Origin of the sequence: Clostridium sp. OM05-6BH, from assembly GCF_003481635.1 — a bacterium.
Taxonomy (GTDB): domain Bacteria; phylum Bacillota; class Clostridia; order Lachnospirales; family Lachnospiraceae; genus Butyribacter.
Genome location: NZ_QULH01000001.1, coordinates 38,810 through 61,800 on the forward strand (window position 1 = coordinate 38,810; position 22,991 = coordinate 61,800).

16 protein-coding genes and 1 pseudogene are annotated in these 22,991 nt (G+C 43.4%); 3 read left to right on the forward strand and 14 right to left on the reverse strand.

Annotated elements, in window-relative coordinates:
• Positions 1-12 precede the first annotated feature (12 nt).
• The 6 genes from DXB73_RS00185 to cls form a co-directional block, all read right to left on the reverse strand.
• Positions 13-1,482, reverse strand: coding sequence for a UDP-N-acetylmuramoyl-L-alanyl-D-glutamate--2,6-diaminopimelate ligase (locus tag DXB73_RS00185; protein ID WP_118689765.1), 1,470 nt, complete (start codon positions 1,480-1,482; stop codon positions 13-15).
• Between the two features lie 83 nt (positions 1,483-1,565).
• Positions 1,566-2,414, reverse strand: a complete 849-nt coding sequence (dapF, locus tag DXB73_RS00190; RefSeq protein WP_118507470.1) for a diaminopimelate epimerase — start codon at positions 2,412-2,414, stop codon at positions 1,566-1,568.
• A gap of 78 nt (positions 2,415-2,492) precedes the next feature.
• Positions 2,493-3,488 carry a Holliday junction branch migration DNA helicase RuvB gene (ruvB, locus tag DXB73_RS00195; RefSeq protein ID WP_022026151.1) on the reverse strand — a complete coding sequence of 332 codons (996 nt, stop codon included), beginning with the start codon at positions 3,486-3,488 and terminating at the stop codon, positions 2,493-2,495.
• 31 nt (positions 3,489-3,519) lie between these two features.
• Entirely contained in the window at positions 3,520-4,131 is a 612-nt protein-coding gene (ruvA, locus tag DXB73_RS00200) for a Holliday junction branch migration protein RuvA (protein ID WP_118689766.1), read from the reverse strand.
• A 98-nt stretch (positions 4,132-4,229) separates the two neighbouring features.
• Complete coding sequence (locus tag DXB73_RS00205) at positions 4,230-4,481, reverse strand: MerR family transcriptional regulator (protein ID WP_022026149.1); 252 nt, start codon at positions 4,479-4,481, stop codon at positions 4,230-4,232.
• A gap of 89 nt (positions 4,482-4,570) precedes the next feature.
• The gene (cls, locus tag DXB73_RS00210) at positions 4,571-6,223 is read right to left on the reverse strand and encodes a cardiolipin synthase (protein ID WP_118689767.1); all 1,653 of its coding nucleotides are present in this window, start codon (positions 6,221-6,223) and stop codon (positions 4,571-4,573) included.
• A 203-nt stretch (positions 6,224-6,426) separates the two neighbouring features.
• On the opposite strand from cls, the gene DXB73_RS00215 reads away from it, so the two are divergent.
• Positions 6,427-7,620: a ribonuclease H-like domain-containing protein gene (locus tag DXB73_RS00215; protein ID WP_182448154.1), complete on the forward strand. Its 1,194-nt coding sequence runs from the start codon at positions 6,427-6,429 to the stop codon at positions 7,618-7,620.
• Positions 7,621-7,819: 199 nt separating this feature from the next.
• Here the strand turns inward: DXB73_RS00215 and rpmF are convergent, their stop codons facing one another.
• The gene (gene rpmF / locus DXB73_RS00220) at positions 7,820-8,002 is read right to left on the reverse strand and encodes a 50S ribosomal protein L32 (protein WP_022024243.1); all 183 of its coding nucleotides are present in this window, start codon (positions 8,000-8,002) and stop codon (positions 7,820-7,822) included.
• 96 nt (positions 8,003-8,098) lie between these two features.
• Positions 8,099-9,289, reverse strand: coding sequence for an acetate kinase (locus tag DXB73_RS00225; RefSeq protein ID WP_022024244.1), 1,191 nt, complete (start codon positions 9,287-9,289; stop codon positions 8,099-8,101).
• A gap of 181 nt (positions 9,290-9,470) precedes the next feature.
• Between DXB73_RS00225 and DXB73_RS00230 the strand changes: the two genes are divergently transcribed.
• Positions 9,471-10,760: a nucleotidyltransferase family protein gene (locus tag DXB73_RS00230; protein ID WP_118689769.1), complete on the forward strand. Its 1,290-nt coding sequence runs from the start codon at positions 9,471-9,473 to the stop codon at positions 10,758-10,760.
• Here the strand turns inward: DXB73_RS00230 and DXB73_RS00235 are convergent.
• Positions 10,735-12,843, reverse strand: a complete 2,109-nt coding sequence (locus tag DXB73_RS00235) for an Ig-like domain-containing protein (protein ID WP_207665542.1) — start codon at positions 12,841-12,843, stop codon at positions 10,735-10,737. The two genes, DXB73_RS00230 and DXB73_RS00235, sit on opposite strands and share 26 nt — an antisense overlap.
• A gap of 179 nt (positions 12,844-13,022) precedes the next feature.
• Positions 13,023-16,586 carry a pyruvate:ferredoxin (flavodoxin) oxidoreductase gene (gene nifJ, locus DXB73_RS00240; RefSeq protein ID WP_118689770.1) on the reverse strand — a complete coding sequence of 1,188 codons (3,564 nt, stop codon included), beginning with the start codon at positions 16,584-16,586 and terminating at the stop codon, positions 13,023-13,025.
• Positions 16,587-16,997: 411 nt separating this feature from the next.
• Here nifJ and DXB73_RS00245 point away from each other — a divergent pair.
• Positions 16,998-18,029: pseudogene (locus DXB73_RS00245) on the forward strand (3-deoxy-7-phosphoheptulonate synthase); the annotation flags it as partial.
• 52 nt (positions 18,030-18,081) lie between these two features.
• Here the strand turns inward: DXB73_RS00245 and DXB73_RS00250 are convergent.
• From DXB73_RS00250 to DXB73_RS00265, 4 genes are all read right to left on the reverse strand, one after another.
• Positions 18,082-19,068, reverse strand: coding sequence for a beta-propeller domain-containing protein (locus tag DXB73_RS00250; protein WP_118689772.1), 987 nt, complete (start codon positions 19,066-19,068; stop codon positions 18,082-18,084).
• Complete coding sequence (locus DXB73_RS00255) at positions 19,069-20,268, reverse strand: pyridoxal phosphate-dependent aminotransferase (protein WP_118689773.1); 1,200 nt, start codon at positions 20,266-20,268, stop codon at positions 19,069-19,071.
• Between the two features lie 160 nt (positions 20,269-20,428).
• Positions 20,429-21,538, reverse strand: coding sequence for an LCP family protein (locus DXB73_RS00260; protein WP_118689774.1), 1,110 nt, complete (start codon positions 21,536-21,538; stop codon positions 20,429-20,431).
• Positions 21,539-21,623: 85 nt separating this feature from the next.
• On the reverse strand, positions 21,624-22,988 hold the full coding sequence (locus DXB73_RS00265) for a PFL family protein (RefSeq protein ID WP_118689775.1): 1,365 nt from the start codon (positions 22,986-22,988) through the stop codon (positions 21,624-21,626).
• Positions 22,989-22,991 lie beyond the last annotated feature (3 nt).

The window sequence follows — 22,991 nt, forward strand, 5'->3', positions numbered from 1 at the left end:
TCGGTCCTGTCATCACTGCAGGAAGTTGCCGTCTTTGACAACATCTGCCACCAATTCTCTCTCATCCATATGGTATTTCTTGCCACAGATTTCCTGATAATCTTCATGTCCTTTACCGGCTAAAACGATAACATCACCCTCTTGTGCATGCTCGATCGCATAACGGATCGCCTCGGCTCGGTCAATGATCGTGATGTATTTTCCATCCGCCTTTTCCACGCCGGTGACGATATCTGCAATGATCGCTTCCGGCTGTTCATTACGCGGATTGTCCGAAGTCACGATCGTCAGATCTGCCATCTTAGAAGAAACCTCTCCCATTTCAAAGCGACGCTCTCTGGAACGGTTACCACCACATCCAAACAGGCACACCAGACGCTTTGGATGATACTCTCGCAGCGTAGACAAGAGACTCTCAAGACTCATAGCATTATGTGCGTAGTCGATCATAAGCGTAAATTTAGAAGAAACCGGAAGGATCTCCACTCGCCCCTTCACACGGATCTGCGATAAAGAGTTCAATATCGTCTCTTTTTGTACTCCGAAATGTCTGCAGATTGCAATCGCCGTCATCGAATTATACACACTAAATGTGCCCGGAATATCAATCTCAACGTCCATATCCAATGCCCCACTCATGTGGTAAGCAACACCAAGCGTGCCGCCTTTATCCATCAAATGAACATTAGATGCGCGAAGATCTGCATCTTCTCCAAATCCATATGTCTCCACTTCACACGTATGGCCTTCCAATACCTCATCCAGATGATGTGCATCGGCATTGAATATACCGTGTTTACACTGCTTAAACAAAAGGCTCTTGCAATGAATATAGTCTGCCAGATCCTTATGCTCATTCGGACCGATATGATCCGGCTCCAAATTTGTAAAAATACCGTAATCAAATACAAAACCGCTTACACGGTGTAACATCAACGCCTGTGAAGAAACTTCCATCACCACGCATTTGCATCCGGCGTCCACCATTTTGCGGAAGGATTCCTGCACAACGTACGATTCCGGAGTTGTGTTCACCGATGGGATCACCGTATCTCCAATGATCGTCTCGATCGTTCCGATCAAGCCGGTCTTAAAGCCGGACGCCTCCAAGATCGAACGAACCATGTACGTTGCCGTTGTCTTCCCCTTGGTTCCGGTAATTCCAATCGTTGTCAGTTCTTTGGCAGGATGGTCAAAATATGCTGCTGAAAGCTGTGCAAGCGCTAACCTGCTGTCTGCCACCCGGATCACGGTAACCTCATCGGAAACGGTAACTTCCTTTTCCACGATCAACACCGCAGCGCCTTTTGCGGCAACTTCCGGTGCAAAATCATGTCCGTCGCGCACTGCCCCGCTAATGCATACAAATACAGAATCCTGCTCTACCTTACGTGAATCATATACTAAGGTACTGATCTCGCGGTCCTGCTCCCCCTGCAGTACCGTATAATCCATATCCAATAATAACTGTGATAATCTCATATTCTGCTCATCCTTTCTGTCCTATCTATATTTCTGTTACATTCCTAACCACAAACAACATCATATTCTCTGTCTCTTACATTCTACACATCAATATCTGTGATGTCGATTTCCCCATCGAATACAACGGTAGCCGGTCCCGTCATAAATACTGTCTCTGCCTCACGATCATAGACAATATACAGATCGCCTCCCAGCAAATGTACAGTTACGTTCTCATCCGTTTTGCCATTTAATACACAGGCTACAACAGCCGCACACGTTCCTGTTCCACAAGCAAGTGTCTCTCCGGCCCCTCGCTCCCAAACACGCATATTGATCTCACTGCGGTTTAACACCTGAATAAATTCTGTATTTACTCTCTTCGGAAATGCTTCATGATGCTCAAAACCCGGTCCGATCTTTTCCAACGGAAGTGATGCAGTATCCTCCACAAAAACAACGGCATGAGGATTTCCCATAGATACCGCTGTTACATGATACTCTTTCCCCTCCACGATCAATGGCTCATTCACACACTGCTTCTCTCCGATCGTTACCGGAATCTCTGACGGGCAGAGGATCGGCGATCCCATATTCACTTTCGCCGTTTTCATCTTACCATCCTGTACTTCCATATCAATATATTTGATACCGGCTAACGTCTCGATCGACACCTTCGTTTTGTCGGTCAGCCCGTAATCATAGACATATTTTGCAACACAGCGTATTCCGTTGCCGCACATTTCTCCACGGGAACCATCAGCGTTGTACATCGCCATGCAAAAGTCTGCCACCTCAGACGGCTCAATTAAGATCAGTCCATCCGATCCGATGCCAAAATGGCGGTCACTCACAAATTGTGCTACCTTATCCGGATGTTTCACCGTTTCCTCCAGGCAGTTCACATATACATAATCATTGCCACACCCATGCATCTTTGTAAATTTCATACGATCATTCATTCCTTTCCCGACTTGTTTTAGAGCCGTAGGTACCATAGTTACTTTGTGTCTCTTGCTTTCTATGTTTTATTCTTTCGGTATCCCGAAATGATAATACGCCTCATCTGATGCAACGCGGCCTCTCGGCGTTCGCAGGATCAGTCCATTTTGAACAAGATAGGGTTCGTATACATCTTCTAACGTACCCGGGTCTTCTCCGATCGATACAGCTAACGTTTCTAATCCTACAGGCCCACCGCCAAATTTTTGGATCATCGTCATGAGGATCTGTCGATCCGTCTGATCCAACCCCAGCTTATCAACCTCTAATAAATTCAGCGCAAAATCAGCCACCTCTTTCGTTATACGTCCATCGTACTTGATCTGTGCAAAATCACGCACTCTCTTGAGCAGCCGGTTAGCAAGGCGTGGCGTCCCTCTGGATCGTCTGGCAAGCTCCAAAGCACCATCTTTATCAATTTCTACTTCTAATATTTTAGCAGAGTGCAAAATGATCTCCTGCAGCTCTTCTACCGTATAGAACGCCAGACGGCTCACAACCCCAAAACGATCTCTTAACGGTGCCGACAGCATGCCGGCTCTTGTCGTTGCACCGATCAATGTAAACTTTGGCAGATCTAAGCGGATCGACCGTGCCGCTGCACCTTTCCCGATCACGATATCGATCACAAAATCCTCCATCGCAGGATATAATACCTCTTCTACCTGGCGATTCAACCGGTGGATCTCATCCACAAACAGCACATCTCCATCCTGCAGATTATTGAGGATAGCAGCCATCTCACCCGGCTTTTCAATGGCAGGTCCCGCTGTGATCTTTAGATTCGTCCCCATCTCATTTGCCACGATCCCGGCAAGTGTTGTCTTACCAAGTCCCGGCGGGCCGTACAACAGTACATGGTCCAAAGAGTCCCCTCGCTCCTTAGCAGCTTCTATATACACTTTAAGGTTGCTCTTTACTTTTTCCTGTCCGATATACTCCCGAAGATACTGCGGTCTGAGACTGGTCTCTATCCCTGCATCTTCATTCGTAAACTCCGTTGTAATGCTTCTCTTTGCCATCCGTTATTAATTCCTTTCGTCTGACTTTGTTTTACATATTTTTTAAGCTCTGCTTAAGCAGTTCTTCTACCGTCATGTTCTCTGCCGCAGGAACTGCCCGCACTGCTCTTAGCGCATCCGTTGCCGAATACCCGAGTGCTGTCAGTGCACTGACAGCATCTGCCTGCAGAGCAGAAGAATGCTGCGTCATATCTGTCTTCGCCTGCTCCCCGACATCCAGTGCCGTCTCGATCGACTGCTGCATATCAATCTTATCCTTCAGTTCCAAAATAAGTTTTTTGGCTGTTTTCGCTCCAATTCCCGGTGCAGTTGCAATCGTCTTGGCATCTTCAGAAAGGATCGCAAACCGAATATCATCTCCGGAAAGTGTTCCCATCAACGCCAAGCCTCCCTTTGGTCCAATTCCGCTGACCGTGATCAATAGCTTAAACAGGTCTTTGTCAGCCTGTGTCGCAAACCCAAACAACTGCATTGCATCTTCACGCACCGAAAAGTACGTGTATATTTTCACTTGACTGCCTGCCACCGGCATTTTTGACAACAAGGAATCCGGCACCAATACCTCCAGTCCGATCCCCTGGTGATCTATGATCACACTGGTTGCTGTCGTTGCCACCAGCTCTCCTGCAACATAACTGATCATCTAAATCCTACATTCCTTTCTCTGCCTGTAGATCTATGCATGTTTTCACATATTACCACAGGCGTGGTATTAACATCGTCAATTATCTTTCTTATGTACTAGTCCGGTATCCGACTAAAAGTCCCATGAGACTTAGACAACCAACCTTCTTCCATATATTTCAAGATCACATACGGATGGATACCAAGTTCCTCTGAAATCTGCAGCGCATTGCTGTTTGGGAAGCGGTGCAGATATTCTACAATGTCATCCAACTGATCCTCATCCTTATCACGACAATCCTTGCAGCAGCAAGTACGGATCTTCGAACGAAACACCTGATGACAGTGCTTGCACACATTTGTATACATCGTACGTTCTCTCCTCTCCTCCAAAGTTTCTTCCACAAAGGCATATATCTCGGTACTTTTGCGCCCTTCACTGCACATACTGTAATCTATTACAGCAAAATGGAAAACAAATTCAACACCGGCTCGATAAATTTATATCTTCGCGGTCTGTTCTTCCATTCTTCATAGCTAACTTCATGACTTTCCTCAAAAGTAGCATAAAAATCCTCGCGAATATCTTCCTGTATCTGCTCTCCCGACATCCAAATGCCGTTTTCATAATGCAGATAATAACTGCGATAATCCATATTAATCGTTCCTACGATTGCTGCATCCTCCGTCAATATCTGCTTTGCATGCACAAATCCCGGCGTATATTCATAAATACGGATCCCCTCTTTGAGAAGACTGCCATAATTGTAATATGTCAATATTTTAACCAGTTTTTTATCCGGAATACTTGGCGTGATGATACGTACGTCAACGCCTCTCTGTGCTGCCTCGATCAATGACTGCTTCATGTAATCTTCGATAACAAGATATGGCGTCGTAATATACAAATATTCATCAGAATACATGATCATCTGATTATAGATGCTCTCAATCGGATTAAACGGATTGTTAGCCGGGCCATCTGAGATCACATGACAATACGTATCGCCCGTACTTTCCGGCATAACACGATATCGCAAATAACCAACATGTTCCGGATCGGTCGAACTCGCTTCCCACATTTGCAGGAAAACGATCGTCAGTCCCCAAACCGCTTCACCGCTCACGCGAACACCCGTATCTTTCCAAACGCCAAAGCGTTCTACCAAATTTGCATATTCATCTGCCAGATTAAATCCTCCGGTAAACGCCACTTTACCGTCTACCACAACAATCTTTTGGTGTGAACGGAAATTCATATACAACTCGCCCGTATACTTGTGGATCGGATTAAAGACACGCACGTCAATTCCTGCTTTTTGTAACATCGTCGAAAAATATTTACCCGTTCGGATCGCTGCACCAAAGTCATCATACAAAAACTTTACTTCAACGCCCTGTGCTACTTTCCGTTTTAATATTTCAAACGTTTTATCCCACAAAGCTCCTTCAGCAACGATAAAAAAGTCGATCAAAATATAGTCTTCTGCCTGTTCTAACGCCGCAAAAATATCTTCAAACGCATCTTCTCCCATCGGGTAATACTTCACATCGTTTGCCGCAGACAATGGGAATTCTGCCGTCTCCATGTACTTAACCATACGACCTGCCACAGGATTTTCCCGCAAAAACTTCTGATATGCCTGCTCATCGTGTATCAAGAACTGATTTCCATAAGAAATCTGTCGCAAGATATGCTGATCCAACTTCTTTTTGTTACGGCTGGATCTTCCCCACAGATAATACATTACAAATCCACTGATCGGCAGGATCAACGCTAATGCGATCCAAGCCTGCCGATACGCCGGGCTTTGACTGCTATTGATCAGCGTCAGCATGGCGATCACCGCAACAATCTCCAATATAAAGTAGAAATACACTGTTTGATTTTGTAGCAGTAATGGGAGCATTATTATCATTACAAACTGGATCAAAACGATAAATGCTGTCAATATGATGCGCAAAAATCCGGATAAATTATTTTGGATCCGTCCTTTTAGCCCTCGTAAATGCTTGTAATGTTCCTCTCCTCTGCGAAACATATCTGCATCACGTTCTCTCCGTTTACGCATCCATCTTTCATAACTGCTATCCGATGGAGTTTTCTTCATAAACACCCTCCATTCCAATTCGTTCCTGCCGAATTGCAAATATTACCATTCTCTGCCGCACTGCAAATATCACCATTCTTTGCCGCACCACAGAGACCATTATCATCATTACTCACTTCTGCATATTAGTATACTCGAATTGCTCAAAAAACTCAAATGGTCTATAATGTCCTCAAACGATGTTTCACAAACGGAGGAATCGAATGAAAACCATTACAGATACGATTACATTAGCACTTCCGGCTGTTGCATTTCCTATGGCTCCGGAACGTATTTTATTTTTTGATATTGAAACCACGGGGCTGTCGCCACGTGCATCTTCCCTATATTTGATCGGTACCATACACGCTTCCGGTGCAGACAAATATACGATCACACAATGGTTCGCCGACACATCTGCCAGTGAGCAGGAAATGCTAACATGCTTTCTGGAGCAATTAGAACATTATGATGGCCTGTGCCATTTCAATGGACGCACCTTTGATATCCCCTATATTTTGAATAAATGCGACAAATATCACATCACACCTTCTTCCCATTGTCAGGAAATCTTATCCGATACAACGCAGACAAGATCGTTTGATATGCTGCTGCAGTTACGACCGTTAAAGAAGCTGTTTGGTTTGGCACATGGTGCACAAAAAGACTGGGAACAGTTTATTGGCATTGACCGAGAAGATATTTATTCCGGCGGAGATCTCATCCAGGTATACAGCAGCTACCGCCAAGATCTGCTGCTTCACCCGGAACAAGCGGCTGCCAAAGAACATCTGTTGCTCTTGCATAATCACGATGACCTGATCGGTATGCTCCACTTAGTAAAAGTTCTGACCTACCGACTGCTCTTGACACGCAAAAAAGAATCGCCTGCCCGGATCGAACACGCCACACTATTAGAACGCCGCCCCGGCTGCAGCGCGGCTACGATCTCGTTTGAACTGTCGGCGGCCGTTCCCCGCAAAGTCCATGTCACAGCACCGATTCCTTGGCCAAAACTATTCCGGGGCCAACCGCAAAAAGAGTTGGAACTTACCTTGGAGCACTGTCTGGGATTGTTGACGATACCTTGTGTTCATGAAGAATTGAAATATTTTATTCCGGATTACAAAAATTATTATTACCTGCCGGAAGAGGACACTGCCATCCACCGCAGTGTGGCAGAGTTTGTCGACAAAGCACATCGCAAGGCAGCAACTGCTGCAACCTGTTATGTCCGAAAGACCGGCGATTTTATTCCCTCTGTTTCCGGCAAAATAGACTGTGACGGATTATTGCTGTTTCAGCAAGAGCATCGTGACAAGTTATGTTTTGCAGCACTTCCGGAACCTGCTTCAGAAGATGATGGTTCCTCATGGCTCCCTGCTTATGTTGCAGCACAGCTTGGCTGCTTTTTATAAATAGACCGCCGTACAGCTTGGCTGTTTTAACAAATATATCACTGTACAGCTTGATTACGTTAACAAATATATCATCCCACAGCTTGATTACTTTAATTTAAAGTGCCAAAAGGACTTTTGACACCTTAATCTCTAATAGCAAAAAAACCGATACGTTTCCGTATCGGTTTTTTATTTCATGTACTATATGGAATGTCCATTATTCAGCGTTTGCAAGAATCTCTTTCTTATTGTAAGATCCACAAGCCTTGCATACTCTGTGTGGCATCATTAAAGCACCACATTTGCTGCATTTTACCAAGTTTGGTGCAGACATTTTCCAATTAGCTCTTCTCTTATCTCTTCTAGACTTAGAAGATTTATTTTTAGGGCAAATAGACATTTCTTTCCACCTCCTATTTGTAATCCATTTCCTTTTGCAACACTTTCTCGATTATATCAACTCACGATTGCTTTGTCAACAATTTTTTTGTGAATCTTATTTGCAGACCAGACGAGCTGTCTCTCTGGCAATAGCAAGCTCCTCATTAGTTGGTACCACCCATACCTGAGCCGCACTGTCATCGGTAGAGATCTTACGCTCATCACCGCGTACTGCATTTGCCTCAACATCCAGCTTGATACCAATCGCAGCTAAACCTTCAACGATCTTGGCACGAAGCTCTAAGTTGTTCTCACCAACACCTGCTGTCAGGGCAATGGCATCTACTCCGCCAAGTGCCATATAATATGCACCGATATACTTGATCACACGATATACCATGACATCTAACGCATTGATCGCATCCTGATTGCCACCCTGTGCAGCTTCTACAAGATCACGATAATCATTGGATAAGCCGGACAATCCAAGAGCACCGGACTTCTTATTCAAGATTGTTGTCATTTCCTGTACCGTGATATTTTCTTTCTGACAGATAAACTCAATGATGGCAGGATCCATATCACCGGAACGCGTTCCCATCATCAGTCCCTCTAATGGTGTCATACCCATGCTGGTATCTACAGACTTACCATCTTTGATCGCGGAAATGCTTGCACCACTTCCGATATGGCAAATGATCATACGGGAATTGTTAATATCCAGTCCTGCAAGTTCTGCCAGTCTCTTGGATACGAAGCTATGACTGGTTCCATGGAAACCATAGCGACGAACACCGTATTTCTCATAATATTCCTTTGGAAGAGCGTACAAATATGCCTTGGATGGCATTGTCTGATGAAATGCTGTATCAAATACCACAACATTCGGCACGCCCGGCATAACTTCCTGACATGCACGAACACCCAGCAGATTGGCCGGGTTATGTAATGGAGCCAGATCATTACACGTTTCAATCTGTTTGATAATCTCTTCATTTATAATAACGGAAGAAGAAAATTTCTCCCCACCATGTACCATTCGATGGCCAATTGCGCCGATCTCATCTAAGGAGGTCAACACTCCAATTTCCTTATCCAACAAAGTATCCAATACTTTCTTGATCGCAACTTCATGATCCGGCAGATCAATCTCCTGCTTGATCTTATCTCCGTTTACTTTGTAGATCAAGGCTCCGTCAAGTCCAATTCTCTCACAAAGTCCTGAAGCAGCCACTTCTTCTGTCTCGGAATCGATCAACTGAAACTTAAGAGAGGAACTTCCGCAATTAACTACTAAAATTTTCATCTTAAACCTCATTTCTGTGCACACGTTTTTCGTATAAGATTTGGTCGGGTGCACTCTGGCTCAAATCTTGTAAATGGAATGTGAATCCATACAAAAGTATACTTGATTCATTTTTCTTTGTCTAGTATTATTGAGAAAAACGTGTGTTTTAATATCACAACATCAGAAAGGCAGACACGATATGAAAGCAGTTGGAATCATTGCAGAATATAATCCATTTCATAATGGTCATAAATACCAGATCGAGCAGGCACGCCGCATGACAGACGCCGATTATGTTATCGTTGTAATGAGCGGTTCTTTTGTGCAGCGTGGCACCCCTGCCTGGACGGATAAATATTTGCGGACACAGATCGCACTGGAATGTGGCGCCGATATGGTATTTGAACTGCCGACCGCCTATGCCACTGCCAGTGCGAAGGATTTTGCATTTGGCGGAGTCAGCCTTTTGCAGGGATTAGGCTTTGTCGATACCCTTTGCTTTGGATCAGAATGCGGTGATATTCATGCGTTATGGAACGCCGCGCAGTTTCTCGCTGATCCCGGAGAAGCCTTTGAGACTACGATCCGTGAACTGGTCGGCAAGGGGTTATCCTATCCGGCTGCCAGAGCACAGGCATATGCGATGCATGCTCCAACAGACGATATAGCACATCCACAACACATAGACATGGATAGCACGCCAGACAACAGCAGTACGGCGTCCTATTTGCTGCAATCTCCAAATAATATTTTAGGTATTGAATATTTGCTGGCACTGAAACAGTTACACAGCAAGATCATACCGGTGACGATCGCTCGAAAGGATCACGGCTATCATGAAACAACCGCCAAGGATAAATATCTTTCAGCAACCGGTATTCGTGACTATTTTCTGACTCAGGGCAAGATTCCTGTCGACTATCTTCCCGCAGAAGCAGTCAATATATTGCAAGCGGCAAGAAACCATTATCCGGTTACATTAGATGACTTTTCGGAAATGTTGTACTATAGACTGTCCACTTGTTCCCCGGAAAACATGACTCGCTGCGCAGATGTTTCGGACGCTCTTGCTGCCCGCATCCACAATCTTCTGCCAAAGTACAAAACAGCTTCTGATTTTATCGAGCTGCTCAAGACGAAGCAGTATACTCATAGCCGCATCAGCCGCGCTTTACTCCATCTGCTGCTTCATACTACCGGCGAACAGACCAAACTCCCGGTCAGTTATGGCAATCTGCTTGGTTTTCGCGGCTCTGCCAGCGGACTACTGCGTCAGGTCAATGATTTTCCGATCATTACAAAAAAAGCCGATGCACTCTGTCAGTTTCATAAACTGACAGAGGCATCGGCAAAGCATGCTATTTCTCTTTGGAACACAGACTTACTGGCTGACAACTTATACCGTCAATGCCTGCTGCACAAAACAGGCTGTGCACTGCCGGACTGCTATCATGCCCCACTGATCATTCCGCGGTATCCTCTTTGCTGATCGTGAGACTTGCTGTACGATCATCGGAATTGCAATAGTTTTGAATATAGTATGCGCGTCCGGCTGTAAGCGCTACATTCATGGTTATATTTTTCTCATATACCCAACTGTTCGTAGTGCTGTTATAGATCTGATTGGATTTACTAAATGCTGTAGTGATCAAGTCATCCATTGTATATACATTGATCGAAGTGTATTCCTGATCTGACGAATCCATCGTAATCGTATAGGTTCCAGTCTCCGCCGGAATAAATTTCATGTAATCATTGGCCGGAACTGAAGCAGTATTGTCAAGCGAGAGTGAACCATAAACTTTTGAGGATTCACCTTTGGTAAGTTTGACAGTACGATTTCCTCCTACACCAAATGTAGCCGTATATTCTACAAATTTCTTCGTTGCGTTTATCGAATAAGTTCCTTTTTTCAAAAATAATGTTTTTCCATATCCTAGATAATCTCTGTCACTGTCATACCACGAACAAGTCAGATCATCTGAGCCGCAGGATAATAATACTTTATACAACGCAAGTTTGAAATTGACGGTTGCACCATTCTTGCCAACATTCTTACTGCTTACGGTCTGCCGAACATCATTTTTAGATGCATAAAATTTATAGAGAACCGATGGATATACGATCATATTATAGTCGCCTGACTTCATCTTGGCATTACCATAACTATCAGTATCTCCATTCGAATAACTATATCCATAGCAGGCGTTTCGATAATACTTGTTATTATCATTCTTAAAAGAAGCCACCACACTCACATTATCAATTCCGGTTCCATCTGCAGCAAGTACACGCCCGGATACTTTCACACCATTCACTGCATTGACTGCCAATGTTCCCTTATTGATATGTCCCTTGGTGTCTTTTACCTGATAAGCTACACTATAATTGCGAGCCGGCAGGTATAACTTCTTATCTCCTTTGTCATCATAACGATAACTGTCAAACACAATGTCACCGCTATTGAAACTAATATATTTGTTGGTATTAGATGGTAATGTATACGTATAAGCACCGGAGCCACCTACGGTATATACCTCAAAATATTCAGAAGAGTTGTCATTGGCCAGGATCACCCTTCCACCAGCTTCAATATAGCTGAACATTACGCTGGAGCTACCAATATAACAACTATATTTCTGCACCAGTTTTTTACCTTTTTCATCTTTTGCCGTAAGTGTCATAATACTTGCCTTGGCAGTCTTTAAGGTTCCCTCCAATTTGAAATAATCGCCTTGCGCCTTGGCAGTCAAACCATTTGGTACACCGGTGATCTTCATGCTATTTAAATAACCGGTGTGACTCTGTGTAAATCCCACGGAACGTTCTATCGTGTCTCCAACAACCCCCGTAAAGTATCTGGCTTCTGCATTTTTTGTATAATAATATTGTGTTTGGCCTGATTTATTACCCGGTAATGCAGATACCGTTACCTGTACATAATCACCATCCTCAATACAATTTAAATCGTATGTGGTGTTATCATCAGTAGCTAAGCCTACCTCATACACCTTAGAGCTGAGCTTTGTTACACTTGCAACGCGCAGGGCGTATGCAAACTGTCCTGCCCCGTCTGCTTTCTTGCGAACCACAAAGTTAGATGCTTTTAAGGCTTTCGCTGCCGTCAAATTTACGCGCACTGTCTTGCCATCTAATGCAGCGACAGAAGCAACGCCAGCTTTCTTAGCTGTCTTTTTGGTAACTTTTACAGTCCAAACCTTCTTTTTCTTACCATATTTTGCAGTAATCTTGGTCGTACCTGCCTTTTTGGCTTTTACGACTCCCTTCTTGGATACGGCTGCAACTTTTTTCTTGCTGGTCTTCCATTTGATCTTGGTCTTTTTAGAAATGCCCTTGACTTTTAATGTTTTCTTACTGCCAACTTTCAACGAAATCGTATTCTTAGATTTCTTATTCGATTTCTTGCTTGATTTCTTGCTTGATTTCTTACCAGCTTTTTTAGCTGCTGTCTTCTTGGCTGCACTTACTGTTTGTGTGCTCATTGGCACGGAAGTGGCCGCCAACGCAATCGCAATGCCAACTGCCATTACTTGTTTTGCAATCTTTTTCATTTTGATCCTCCATAAATAATATTTGTTATCTCTGCAAATAATACTGCGAAAAAATTTCCGCAATTTGCACTAACACTATCATTATACTCTCTCAATTTCTTTAGCGCAATGTCTTTTATTATCAAAAAAGGCGCCTTCCGAAGAAGACGCCCTCTTTATTTTATTTGGATGATTACAAATTATTTGTATAATTCAACCAACTTCTGTAAGTGCTCATAACGAGCCTTTGCAGCTTCCTCAGATTCCTTGAAGAGTCTGTCAGCACGCTCTGGGAATGGTTTGATCAGACGAGTATAACGAGCCTCGTTATTCAGGAATGCCTGATAATCGTCAAAGTTTACACCCTTCTCAGATGTGAATGTGAACGGATTCTTGCCCTCAGCCTTATTGGAAGGATTGAAGGAGAAGAGATTCCAGTAACCAGCTTTCACTGCTTTCTTCATCTCATCCTGGCAGTGGTTCATACCACCCTTAGCGATTCCGTGAAGCTCACATGGTGCATAACCGATGATCAATGATGGTCCCGGATATGCCTCTGCCTCTGCAATTGCCTTAACAGCCTGTGCAGGGTTAGCACCAAGTGCGATCTGAGCAACATATACATAACCATAGCTCATCGCGATCTCAGCAAGTGACTTCTTACCGATCTCTTTACCGGCAGCTGCGAACTGGCAAACCTCACCGATATTAGAAGCCTTAGAAGCCTGTCCACCTGTATTAGAATACATCTCTGTATCGAATACCATAACGTTTACGTTTTCACCGGATGCTAATACATGGTCTAATCCACCGAAACCGATATCATATGCCCATCCATCACCACCGAAGATCCATACGGACTTCTTACCGAGGTAATCTTTCTTAGCAAGTGCAGCCTTAGCGTTCTCGCATCCGGCAGCTGCTGCTTTCTCTAACTCAGCAACCAAAGCATCTGTAGCTGCTACGTTAGCCTTTGTATCTTCTTTAGTCTCCATGAATGCATCGAATGCAGCTTTCAACTCTGCAGGTGCCTTATCAGACTCTGCACAAGCCTTTACATTCTCGATAGCCTGATCACGTAAGTACTTCTGACCTACATACATACCAAGACCATGCTCTGCGTTGTCCTCGAACAAGGAGTTAGACCAAGCCGGACCCTTCTTCGTATCCTTATTTACAGTATAAGGAGAAGTTGCTGCCGGGTTACCCCAGATAGAAGAACATCCTGTTGCATTGGAGATGTACATCTGCTCACCAAAGAGCTGTGTAATCAATCTAGCATATGAAGTCTCTGCACAACCTGCACAGCTTCCTGAGAACTCAAGGAGTGGCTGGTTAAACTGGCTACCCTTAGGTGTTGTATCAGCGAATCCGCTGTCTTTCTTACCAACATTAGCTACTAAGTAGTCGAATACCGGCTGCTCATCTGCCTGAGACTCCTGAGGTACCATCTTGATAGCACCATCAGCTGCCTTAGGACATACTGTAATACACTCACCACATCCCATACAATCCAAAGGAGATACGCTCATTGTGAACTTATATTCTCCAGCCTTTGGCTTAGTATCGGAAAGTTTAATATTAGAAGGTGCTGCTTTCACCTCATCCTCGCTCAGCAAGAATGGACGGATCGTTGCATGAGAACATACAAATGCACAGTTGTTACACTGAATACATGTATCCGGATCCCATACCGGAACGGTTACTGCAGTACCACGTTTTTCATAAGCGGAAGCTCCTGTTACGAACTGACCATCTGCAATATCAGCAAATGCGGATACCGGAAGGCTGTCACCATCCATCTTGGAGATCGGCTCAAGAAGCTTGTTGACCATATCAACAACCTCTTTACGTCCTGTCTTCTCCTTAGCTGGAGCATCTGGTGCAGGATTTTTCCAAGAATCCGGAACTTCTACTTTGTGTACAGCGTCAACACCGGCATCAATTGCCTTGTAGTTCATCTCTACGACAGCGTCACCCTTCTTAGAATAAGACTTCTTAGCTGCCTGCTTCATGAACTCAACAGCTTCATCGATCGGCATAACGTCTGCTAATTTAAAGAATGCGGACTGTAAGATCGTGTTAGTACGTTTACCCATACCGATCTCGATTGCCTTATCGATCGCGTTGATCGTGTAAAGCTGAATGTTGTTATCAGCGATATATTTCTTAGCCTCTGCGTTCAAATGATGATCTAACTCTTCATCACTCCACTGGCAGTTGATCATGAATACTCCGCCCGGCTTAACATCCTGTACCATCTTCATACCCTGTGTTACATATGCAGGATTGTGGCATGCTACGAAGTCAGCCTGATTAATATAGTATGGGCTCTTGATCGGGTTATCACCAAAACGTAAGTGAGAAATGGTAACACCACCGGTCTTCTTAGAGTCATACTGGAAGTATGCCTGAATGTACTTGTCTGTATGGTCACCGATGATCTTTGTAGAGTTCTTATTAGCACCTACTGTACCATCTCCACCAAGACCCCAGAACTTGCACTCTTTTGTACCAGGTGCGGATGTGATAGGAGCCGGCTTAACCTCTGGCAAGCTCAAGTTTGTTACATCATCGACAATACCGATTGTGAAACGAGCCTTAGGAGCATCCTTCTCCAACTCTTTGTATACTGCAAATACAGATGAAGGAGGAGTATCTTTAGAACCAAGACCGTAACGACCACCTGTTACCACGATATCATTTAATCCTGCCTCGCGAAGAGTAGTAACTACATCGAGGTACAATGGCTCACCAAGAGAACCAGGCTCTTTCGTACGATCAAGTACAGCGATCTTCTTAGCAGTCTTAGGAATCACCTTAAGAATTGCCTCTGAAGACCATGGACGATACAAACGAACTTTGATCAAACCAACTTTCTCGCCCTTAGCTGTTAAGTAATCAATAACTTCCTCAGCTACGTCACAGATGGATCCCATTGCGATAATAACACGGTCTGCATCTGCTGCACCATAGTAGTTGAACAGATCATAATCTGTACCTAATTTTTCATTTACTTTCTTCATGTACTTCTCAACAACTGCCGGAAGTTCATCATAAGCCTTGTTACAAGCCTCACGATGCTGGAAGAATACATCACCGTTCTCGTGAGTACCACGAGCTGCCGGATGCTCTGGGTTCAATGCATGTGCACGGAACTCTTCAACTGCGTCCATAGGACACATATCTTTCAGATCTTCATAATCCCATTTCTCGATCTTCTGAATCTCATGGGATGTACGGAAACCATCAAAGAAGTTGATGAAAGGTACTTTACCCTCTAATGCAGCAAGATGTGCTACCGGGCTTAAATCCATAACTTCCTGTGGATTTGTCTCTGCTAACATTGCGAAACCTGTCTGACGACAAGCATATACATCACTGTGATCACCGAAAATATTCAAAGAATGTGTAGATACGGTACGTGCAGATACGTGGAATACACTAGGTAACTGCTCACCAGCGATTTTGTACATATTAGGGATCATAAGTAAAAGACCCTGAGATGCGGTAAATGTAGTTGTAAGTGCACCTGCTGCAAGGGAACCATGTACGGTACCTGCTGCACCTGCCTCAGACTCCATTTCTACCACTTTAACTGTGTTTCCAAAGATGTTCTTCTGTCCTGCTGCAGACCACTGATCAACAGAATCTGCCATCGGGCTGGAAGGTGTGATAGGATAGATACCTGCTACTTCTGTGTAGGCATACGCCACGTGTGCTGCAGCGGTATTTCCATCCATAGACTGTTTTGCTCTAGCCATTTTTGAATTATCCTCCTTAATTTATGAATTCTGTGAGATATTTTATCACTAAGCATCCAAAAAGTAAAGAATTTCAATGTAGATTTTGTCGAATTTACACGCTTTTTACGATAAAAGATCGATATAAATAAGTATATTTTCTCATTTGAACCGCTATTTGATCATTTTTCTCAATAAATTTTTATTTCTTACCATTTATGTAGGAAATAGCCTGTAAAATGGCGGAAAGACGAGCAAATCTTGTCATTTTCAACCACGGAACCCGCAATTTTTCAATTGACGATTTACACGACTTCTTTTACAATAAAAAATTGTGTGACTATGTATGGCAGATTTGACAAACTATTTGTCCTGCCAAAAACAACAAAATAAAATACGCTTTGCAGCAAATGTCAAAGCAGAAGGAGGAAAAATATGGGAAAAACCTATGTTAAAAAAGTGATGTCACCGGAGCAGCTATTAAGCGAATATCCACTTCCGGAAGCCCACAAACAGTTAAAAGCACAAAGAGATGAGGAGATTAAAAAAGTCTTTACCGGTGAATCTGACAAATTTTTAGTAATCATTGGTCCTTGTTCTGCTGACAACGAAGATTCTGTATGTGATTATATTGGCCGTTTGGCAAAGGTTCAGGATAAAGTTAAAGATAAGATCCTTATCATTCCAAGAATCTATACCAACAAGCCTCGTACTACCGGGGAGGGTTATAAAGGAATCGTTCATCAGCCGGATCCGGAAAAAGCACCCGATCTCGCTGAAGGTCTGATCGCTATGCGCAAGATGCATCTTCGCTCTATCGCTGAAACTCATTTATTTGCAGCAGATGAGATGCTCTATCCTGAAAACTGGCCATATCTTTCTGATATCTTATCTTATGTTGCCATTGGTGCACGTTCTGTAGAGAATCAGCAGCATCGTCTGACCGCCAGCGGTATTGATATTCCTTGCGGCATGAAGAATCCAACCAGTGGTACTTACAGCATTATGCTCAACTCTTGTATCGCTGCTCAGGGAAGTCATACATTTATGTATCGCGGATGGGAAGTTAAGACAGATGGCAATCCGTATGCACATACTATTTTGCGCGGTGCCGTTAATAAACATGATCAGAGCAAGCCTAATTATCATTATGAAGATATGATCCGTCTGGCAGAAATGTACAGTAAACTTAACCTAAAGAATCCGGCCTGCATCGTTGATGCTAACCATTCAAATTCTAATAAGTGCTACTACGAGCAGCCAAGGATCGTTTATGAAGTATTACACAACCGTAATGTTTCAGATGAGATCAAGAAATTAGTCAAAGGTGTTATGATCGAAAGCTATATTGAACCGGGCAACCAGAAGATCGGTGATGGTGTTTATGGCAAATCTATCACAGATCCTTGCCTTGGATGGGATGAAAGTGAAAAGCTGATCTATAATATTGCTGACCGCTTATAATATTTATCATAATATATGATTTCTTTCAAAAACTGCCACTCTGACAAAAACGTTAGAGTGGCAGTTCTTGTATTTTTCCTGTGCCGTGTGCAAATAAATACAACTCATTGGCACGTATCTGTCCAAGCACCGGCGTCTCATATTGTTCACTGTGCCACACTTCCTTAAACCCTATCGCGGCATTATAATTCAATAAAACATACCGATACGTCGATTTTTCCGGATTCCACACACATAATCCAATATAACCGCGTCGGTTATCCACGATCACATTTTCCTGCGGTCGATTTTGAGGATATATTTTGGACTGCTGCTCCCCGGTATCTGATCGCATACACAAAGTCACTTCTTTCCCAAAGTCTATATTCACCTGCAAATTTAAATCTCTATCATAAGGAACTAATGTATGATCTGATCCTTGAACTTGTTGATACCATTTATTTTTTTGCAATGCTTTATCTCCATTGACGGTATCCTCTTTCGTCTTTGGCGAATTCTTTGGCTCTTTAAGCTGCCACCGGGCAGCGTATAACCGATATCTTGTCCTGCATCCCAAATATAGGCTTATAGCAGACGGCTTGTCCTTTTGTTTAGTCACAACCCACAGATATTCTCCCGACAGGTTGGTTCCCATCAAACTGCCTTGCTGCTCATAGGTTTGCTCTTCCACAGGTTTCTGCGGATCCGATACCTCGTAAACCGTTGTCCGTATCTGTTTTTTCTCATGAATATCTTGTATAATATACACTCGCGCGCCATACTTCCAAAAAATCGTCGGATGTGAGAATTGCTTTTCATATACTTTTGCAACACCATTGCTATCGGTGCGGTAAATACCGAATAATGCACCTCCCGACGTATCCTGCTGCACAATATAGCTATAATCCCCCTCGGATTCTGCTTTATCTGCAAACACAAAAGAGGCTTCTGGCACTTGGTCCGGCTTAACCGCCTGGTTCTTTCTTGAAAATATGATCATAAAACAGACAGCAGTCACTAGGACTGCTGCCATAATAATAATGTATTTGATTCGTTTCATTTATTCCAAACCTTTTAAGAAACTTTCGATACGATCCAGGCCCTTTTCGATCTGCTCAATAGAGATTGCATAGGACAAGCGCAAATGATCGTCAAAACCAAAGTCAGCGCATGGTACAACTGCGGTGTTATACTCATTGATCAAAATCTCTGCCATGCGTGCTACCGTACCGACTTTCTCACCCTGGTAAGACTTATCTAATACTTCACCGGCATCAACAAATACATAAAATGCACCCATTGGCTCGATGCAGCTGACAAGCGGCATCTTCTGGATTCTCTCATACATGTATTTGCGTCTCTTATCAAATTCATCATGCATTGCTGCAACAGAGTCCTGTGGGCCGTTTAATGCTTCTACGGTTGCTTTCTGTGCAATGGAGTTTGGATTAGAAGTCTGATGACTCTGTACACTACCCATCATCTTCGCAATTTCTTTGGAAGATCCGGTATAACCGATTCTCCAGCCAGTCATCGCATAGCTCTTTGCCACACCACTGCAAGTGATTGTTCTGTCATAAATATCTTTACCAAGAGATGCAATGCTGACATGCTTCTGCTCGCCATAAACGAGATTCTCATACATCTCATCAGCAACTACATAGAAATCGTTTGCAACAACAACTTCTGCAATTGCACGAAGCTCTTCCTCTGTATACAACATACCGGTTGGGTTATTTGGTGTATTTAATACAAGAGCTTTGGTCTTGTCTGTGATCGCAGCCTTAAGATCATCTACGGTCAGCTTGTAGTTCTGCTCCTTGGTTGTCTTTACAATAACCGGAACACCTCCTGCAAGCTTTACGATCTCCGGATAGCTCAACCAGAACGGAGCCGGAATGATCACTTCATCGCCCGGATTGATCAATGCTGTAAATATATTTGTCAAAGAATGCTTGCCACCATTGCTGATCACAATCTGATCCGGTGCATAGTCCAGATTGTTAAAGCTCTTGAATTTCTTAGAAATTGCCTCTTTCAACTCATTTGTTCCAGAAGCAGGCGTATACTTCGTAAAGCCACTCTTAATCGCATCAATAGCAGCATTGCAGATATTTTCCGGTGTATTAAAATCCGGTTCACCTGCACCAAATCCTACTACATCTTTGCCCTGTGCCTTTAATTCCTTTGCCTTAGCAGTGATTGCCAACGTGGATGACGGCTTAACTGCTGCTGCTTTCTTTGATAATTCTAATGACATAGTCATTCTCCTTTCATTGATTCCCATTACTCTTTTGGTGAGATCTTGTCAAATCCGCACAAGCTCGCCTCGGCACATCATATCACAAAAGTATACTTGCGTCAATGTATAATTGTATACAATTGTTCAATCCGGACCATTCTGCATCTCTCATGCATTTCTACTGACCAACCGTAATATTGGCACCCTCTTCTTTTTCCCCCTTGGTTGCGAGTGTACTACCATAAATAAACTTCTGCATTTTATTGACACTCTTAGACAACGGATCCGGCAAAATGATCGACATCTTTCTGGCACGAGTGATCTTATACCCGCCCTCCACAGGAACATTGAGCGTATAGATCTTTTTGTTCTGATCCCGCACCTGTACTGCCATCGCAATATAGTTGACCAGATCTTCTTTTTTGATATTGGTCGTAAGCATCGGCAGGATCTTCGGTATCATAGCAACCAGTTCCAGTGTTGACTTGTCGATCACACGTTTATAAAGTGCTGTCATGACCGTACGATGCCGAAGTGTTCTTGCAAAATCACCGCATTCTCCATCACGCATAACATAACGCACACGTGCAAAACCAAGGGCTTGATTCCCGTTCATATGATTTTTACCAACCGTCAACGTATGGTTAGATGTGTCTGATATATAATTTGTACTGTTTAAGTATTTGACCTCTTGTTCGTCCAGCGTAATATCAATGCCACCAACAGCATCCACAATTTTTTGAAATGAATCAAAATTAACCAATACATAACCATCTACTGCGATACCAAAATTTTTCTTGATCGTTTTGATCAAAGTTTTCATACCACCATTATGGTACGCCGCATTGATCTTATTGTCCGAAAATCCCGGTATCTGCACATACGAATCACGCATAATAGAAGTTAACTTAAGCTGATTGTCCTTTTGATTGATCGTAGCGATCATAATACTATCTGTGCGACCTCTTCCACCACCAATACTCTCTTCACCACACAACAAAATATTGATAACATCTTTGTTGGTAGAGACGCTCTCTGCACTATCTAAATGAATACTATTCGGATCCAACTCTTCCAAATTACCGGTATTTTCATCGGTATCAAAATATTCCTTTGCAGCCGGGGTATCATTATCTTCTAATCCTTTGATATTCATTTGATGGTAATAATACGTAAATGCGCCATATGCGATCCCCCCAAGCAAAATAACAGCGATCAGAATACCGATCAATATTTTGGACCATAAGGGCAGTCTTTTTTTATCTGCCGATTTTATTTTATTATTCACTCTAATCCTCCATGTGCCTGACAATCCCTAAATCCGGAATCATCAGGCACAATTCATATACATGATTCTTTTTGTCACTGACCGCTTAGTTTTTAAAGCTGTGAATTGGTGCCGGGATGCGTCCACCACGATTAATAAACTCTTCACAATCAAAAGCATTCACCGGCATTACCGGTGCATATCCAAGCAATCCACCAAATTCAACTGTTTCTCCGACTTTTTTGCCAATAACCGGGATCAATCGAACTGCTGTTGTCTTCTGGTTGACCATACCGATCGCCATCTCATCCGCAATGATGCCGGATATCGTTGTCGCTTTGGTATCGCCAGGTATAGCGATCATATCCAGACCTACAGAACATACGCAAGTCATTGCCTCTAATTTTTCTAAGGTCAAAGCTCCCTCCGTCACTGCATCGATCATTCCCTGATCCTCGCTGACCGGAATAAAGGCTCCACTTAATCCACCTACATAAGAGGAAGCCATAACGCCACCCTTTTTCACTTGATCGTTTAACAACGCTAATGCTGCTGTCGTTCCCGGTGCACCGGCCTTTTCCAGACCCATTTCCACGAAAATATCTGCAATGCTGTCGCCAATTGCCGGAGTCGGAGCCAAAGAAAGATCAATGATTCCAAATGGAATACCAAGTCTCTCTGATGCTTCTCTTGCGACCAACTGGCCAACACGTGTAATCTTAAACGCTGTCTTCTTGACTGTATTACAAAGTGTTCCAAAATCTGTTCCATGAACGGACTCCAATGCCTTGCGCATAACACCCGGTCCACTGACACCAACGTTAATTATCTCATCTGCCTCCGTAACACCATGGAAAGCACCCGCCATAAACGGATTGTCATCCGGTGCATTACAAAATACAACTAATTTAGCACAGCCAATGCTGTCTTTCTCTTTGGTTGCTTCTGCTGTCTGCAAAATGATCTCGCCCATCATTTTTACTGCATCCATATTAATTCCGGTCTTTGTAGATCCCAAATTCACGGAACTGCAGACAAAATCTGTTGTTGCAAGAGCCTCTGGGATCGACTGGATCAAAAGTTCATCACTCTTCGTCATTCCTTTAGACACCAGGGCACTGTACCCACCGATAAAGTTGACACCTACCGTTTTGGCTGCCTTGTCCAGAGTCTGTGCAATACGCACATAATCCTGCGGTGTTTTACATGCGGATGCACCAACTAAAGCGATCGGAGTTACCGAAATTCTTTTATTTACAATTGGAATACCAAACTCTTTCTCGATTGCCTTTCCTGTTTCGACAAGATCTTTTGCAACCGTTGTAATACGATTGTATATCTTGTCGATCAAACGATCCAAATCGTTATCGCAGCAGCTAAGCAAGCTAATGCCCAGCGTAATTGTACGCACATCCAGATTTTCTTTTTCTATCATATCATTGGTTTCTAAAACCTCATGTATGTTAATCATAGT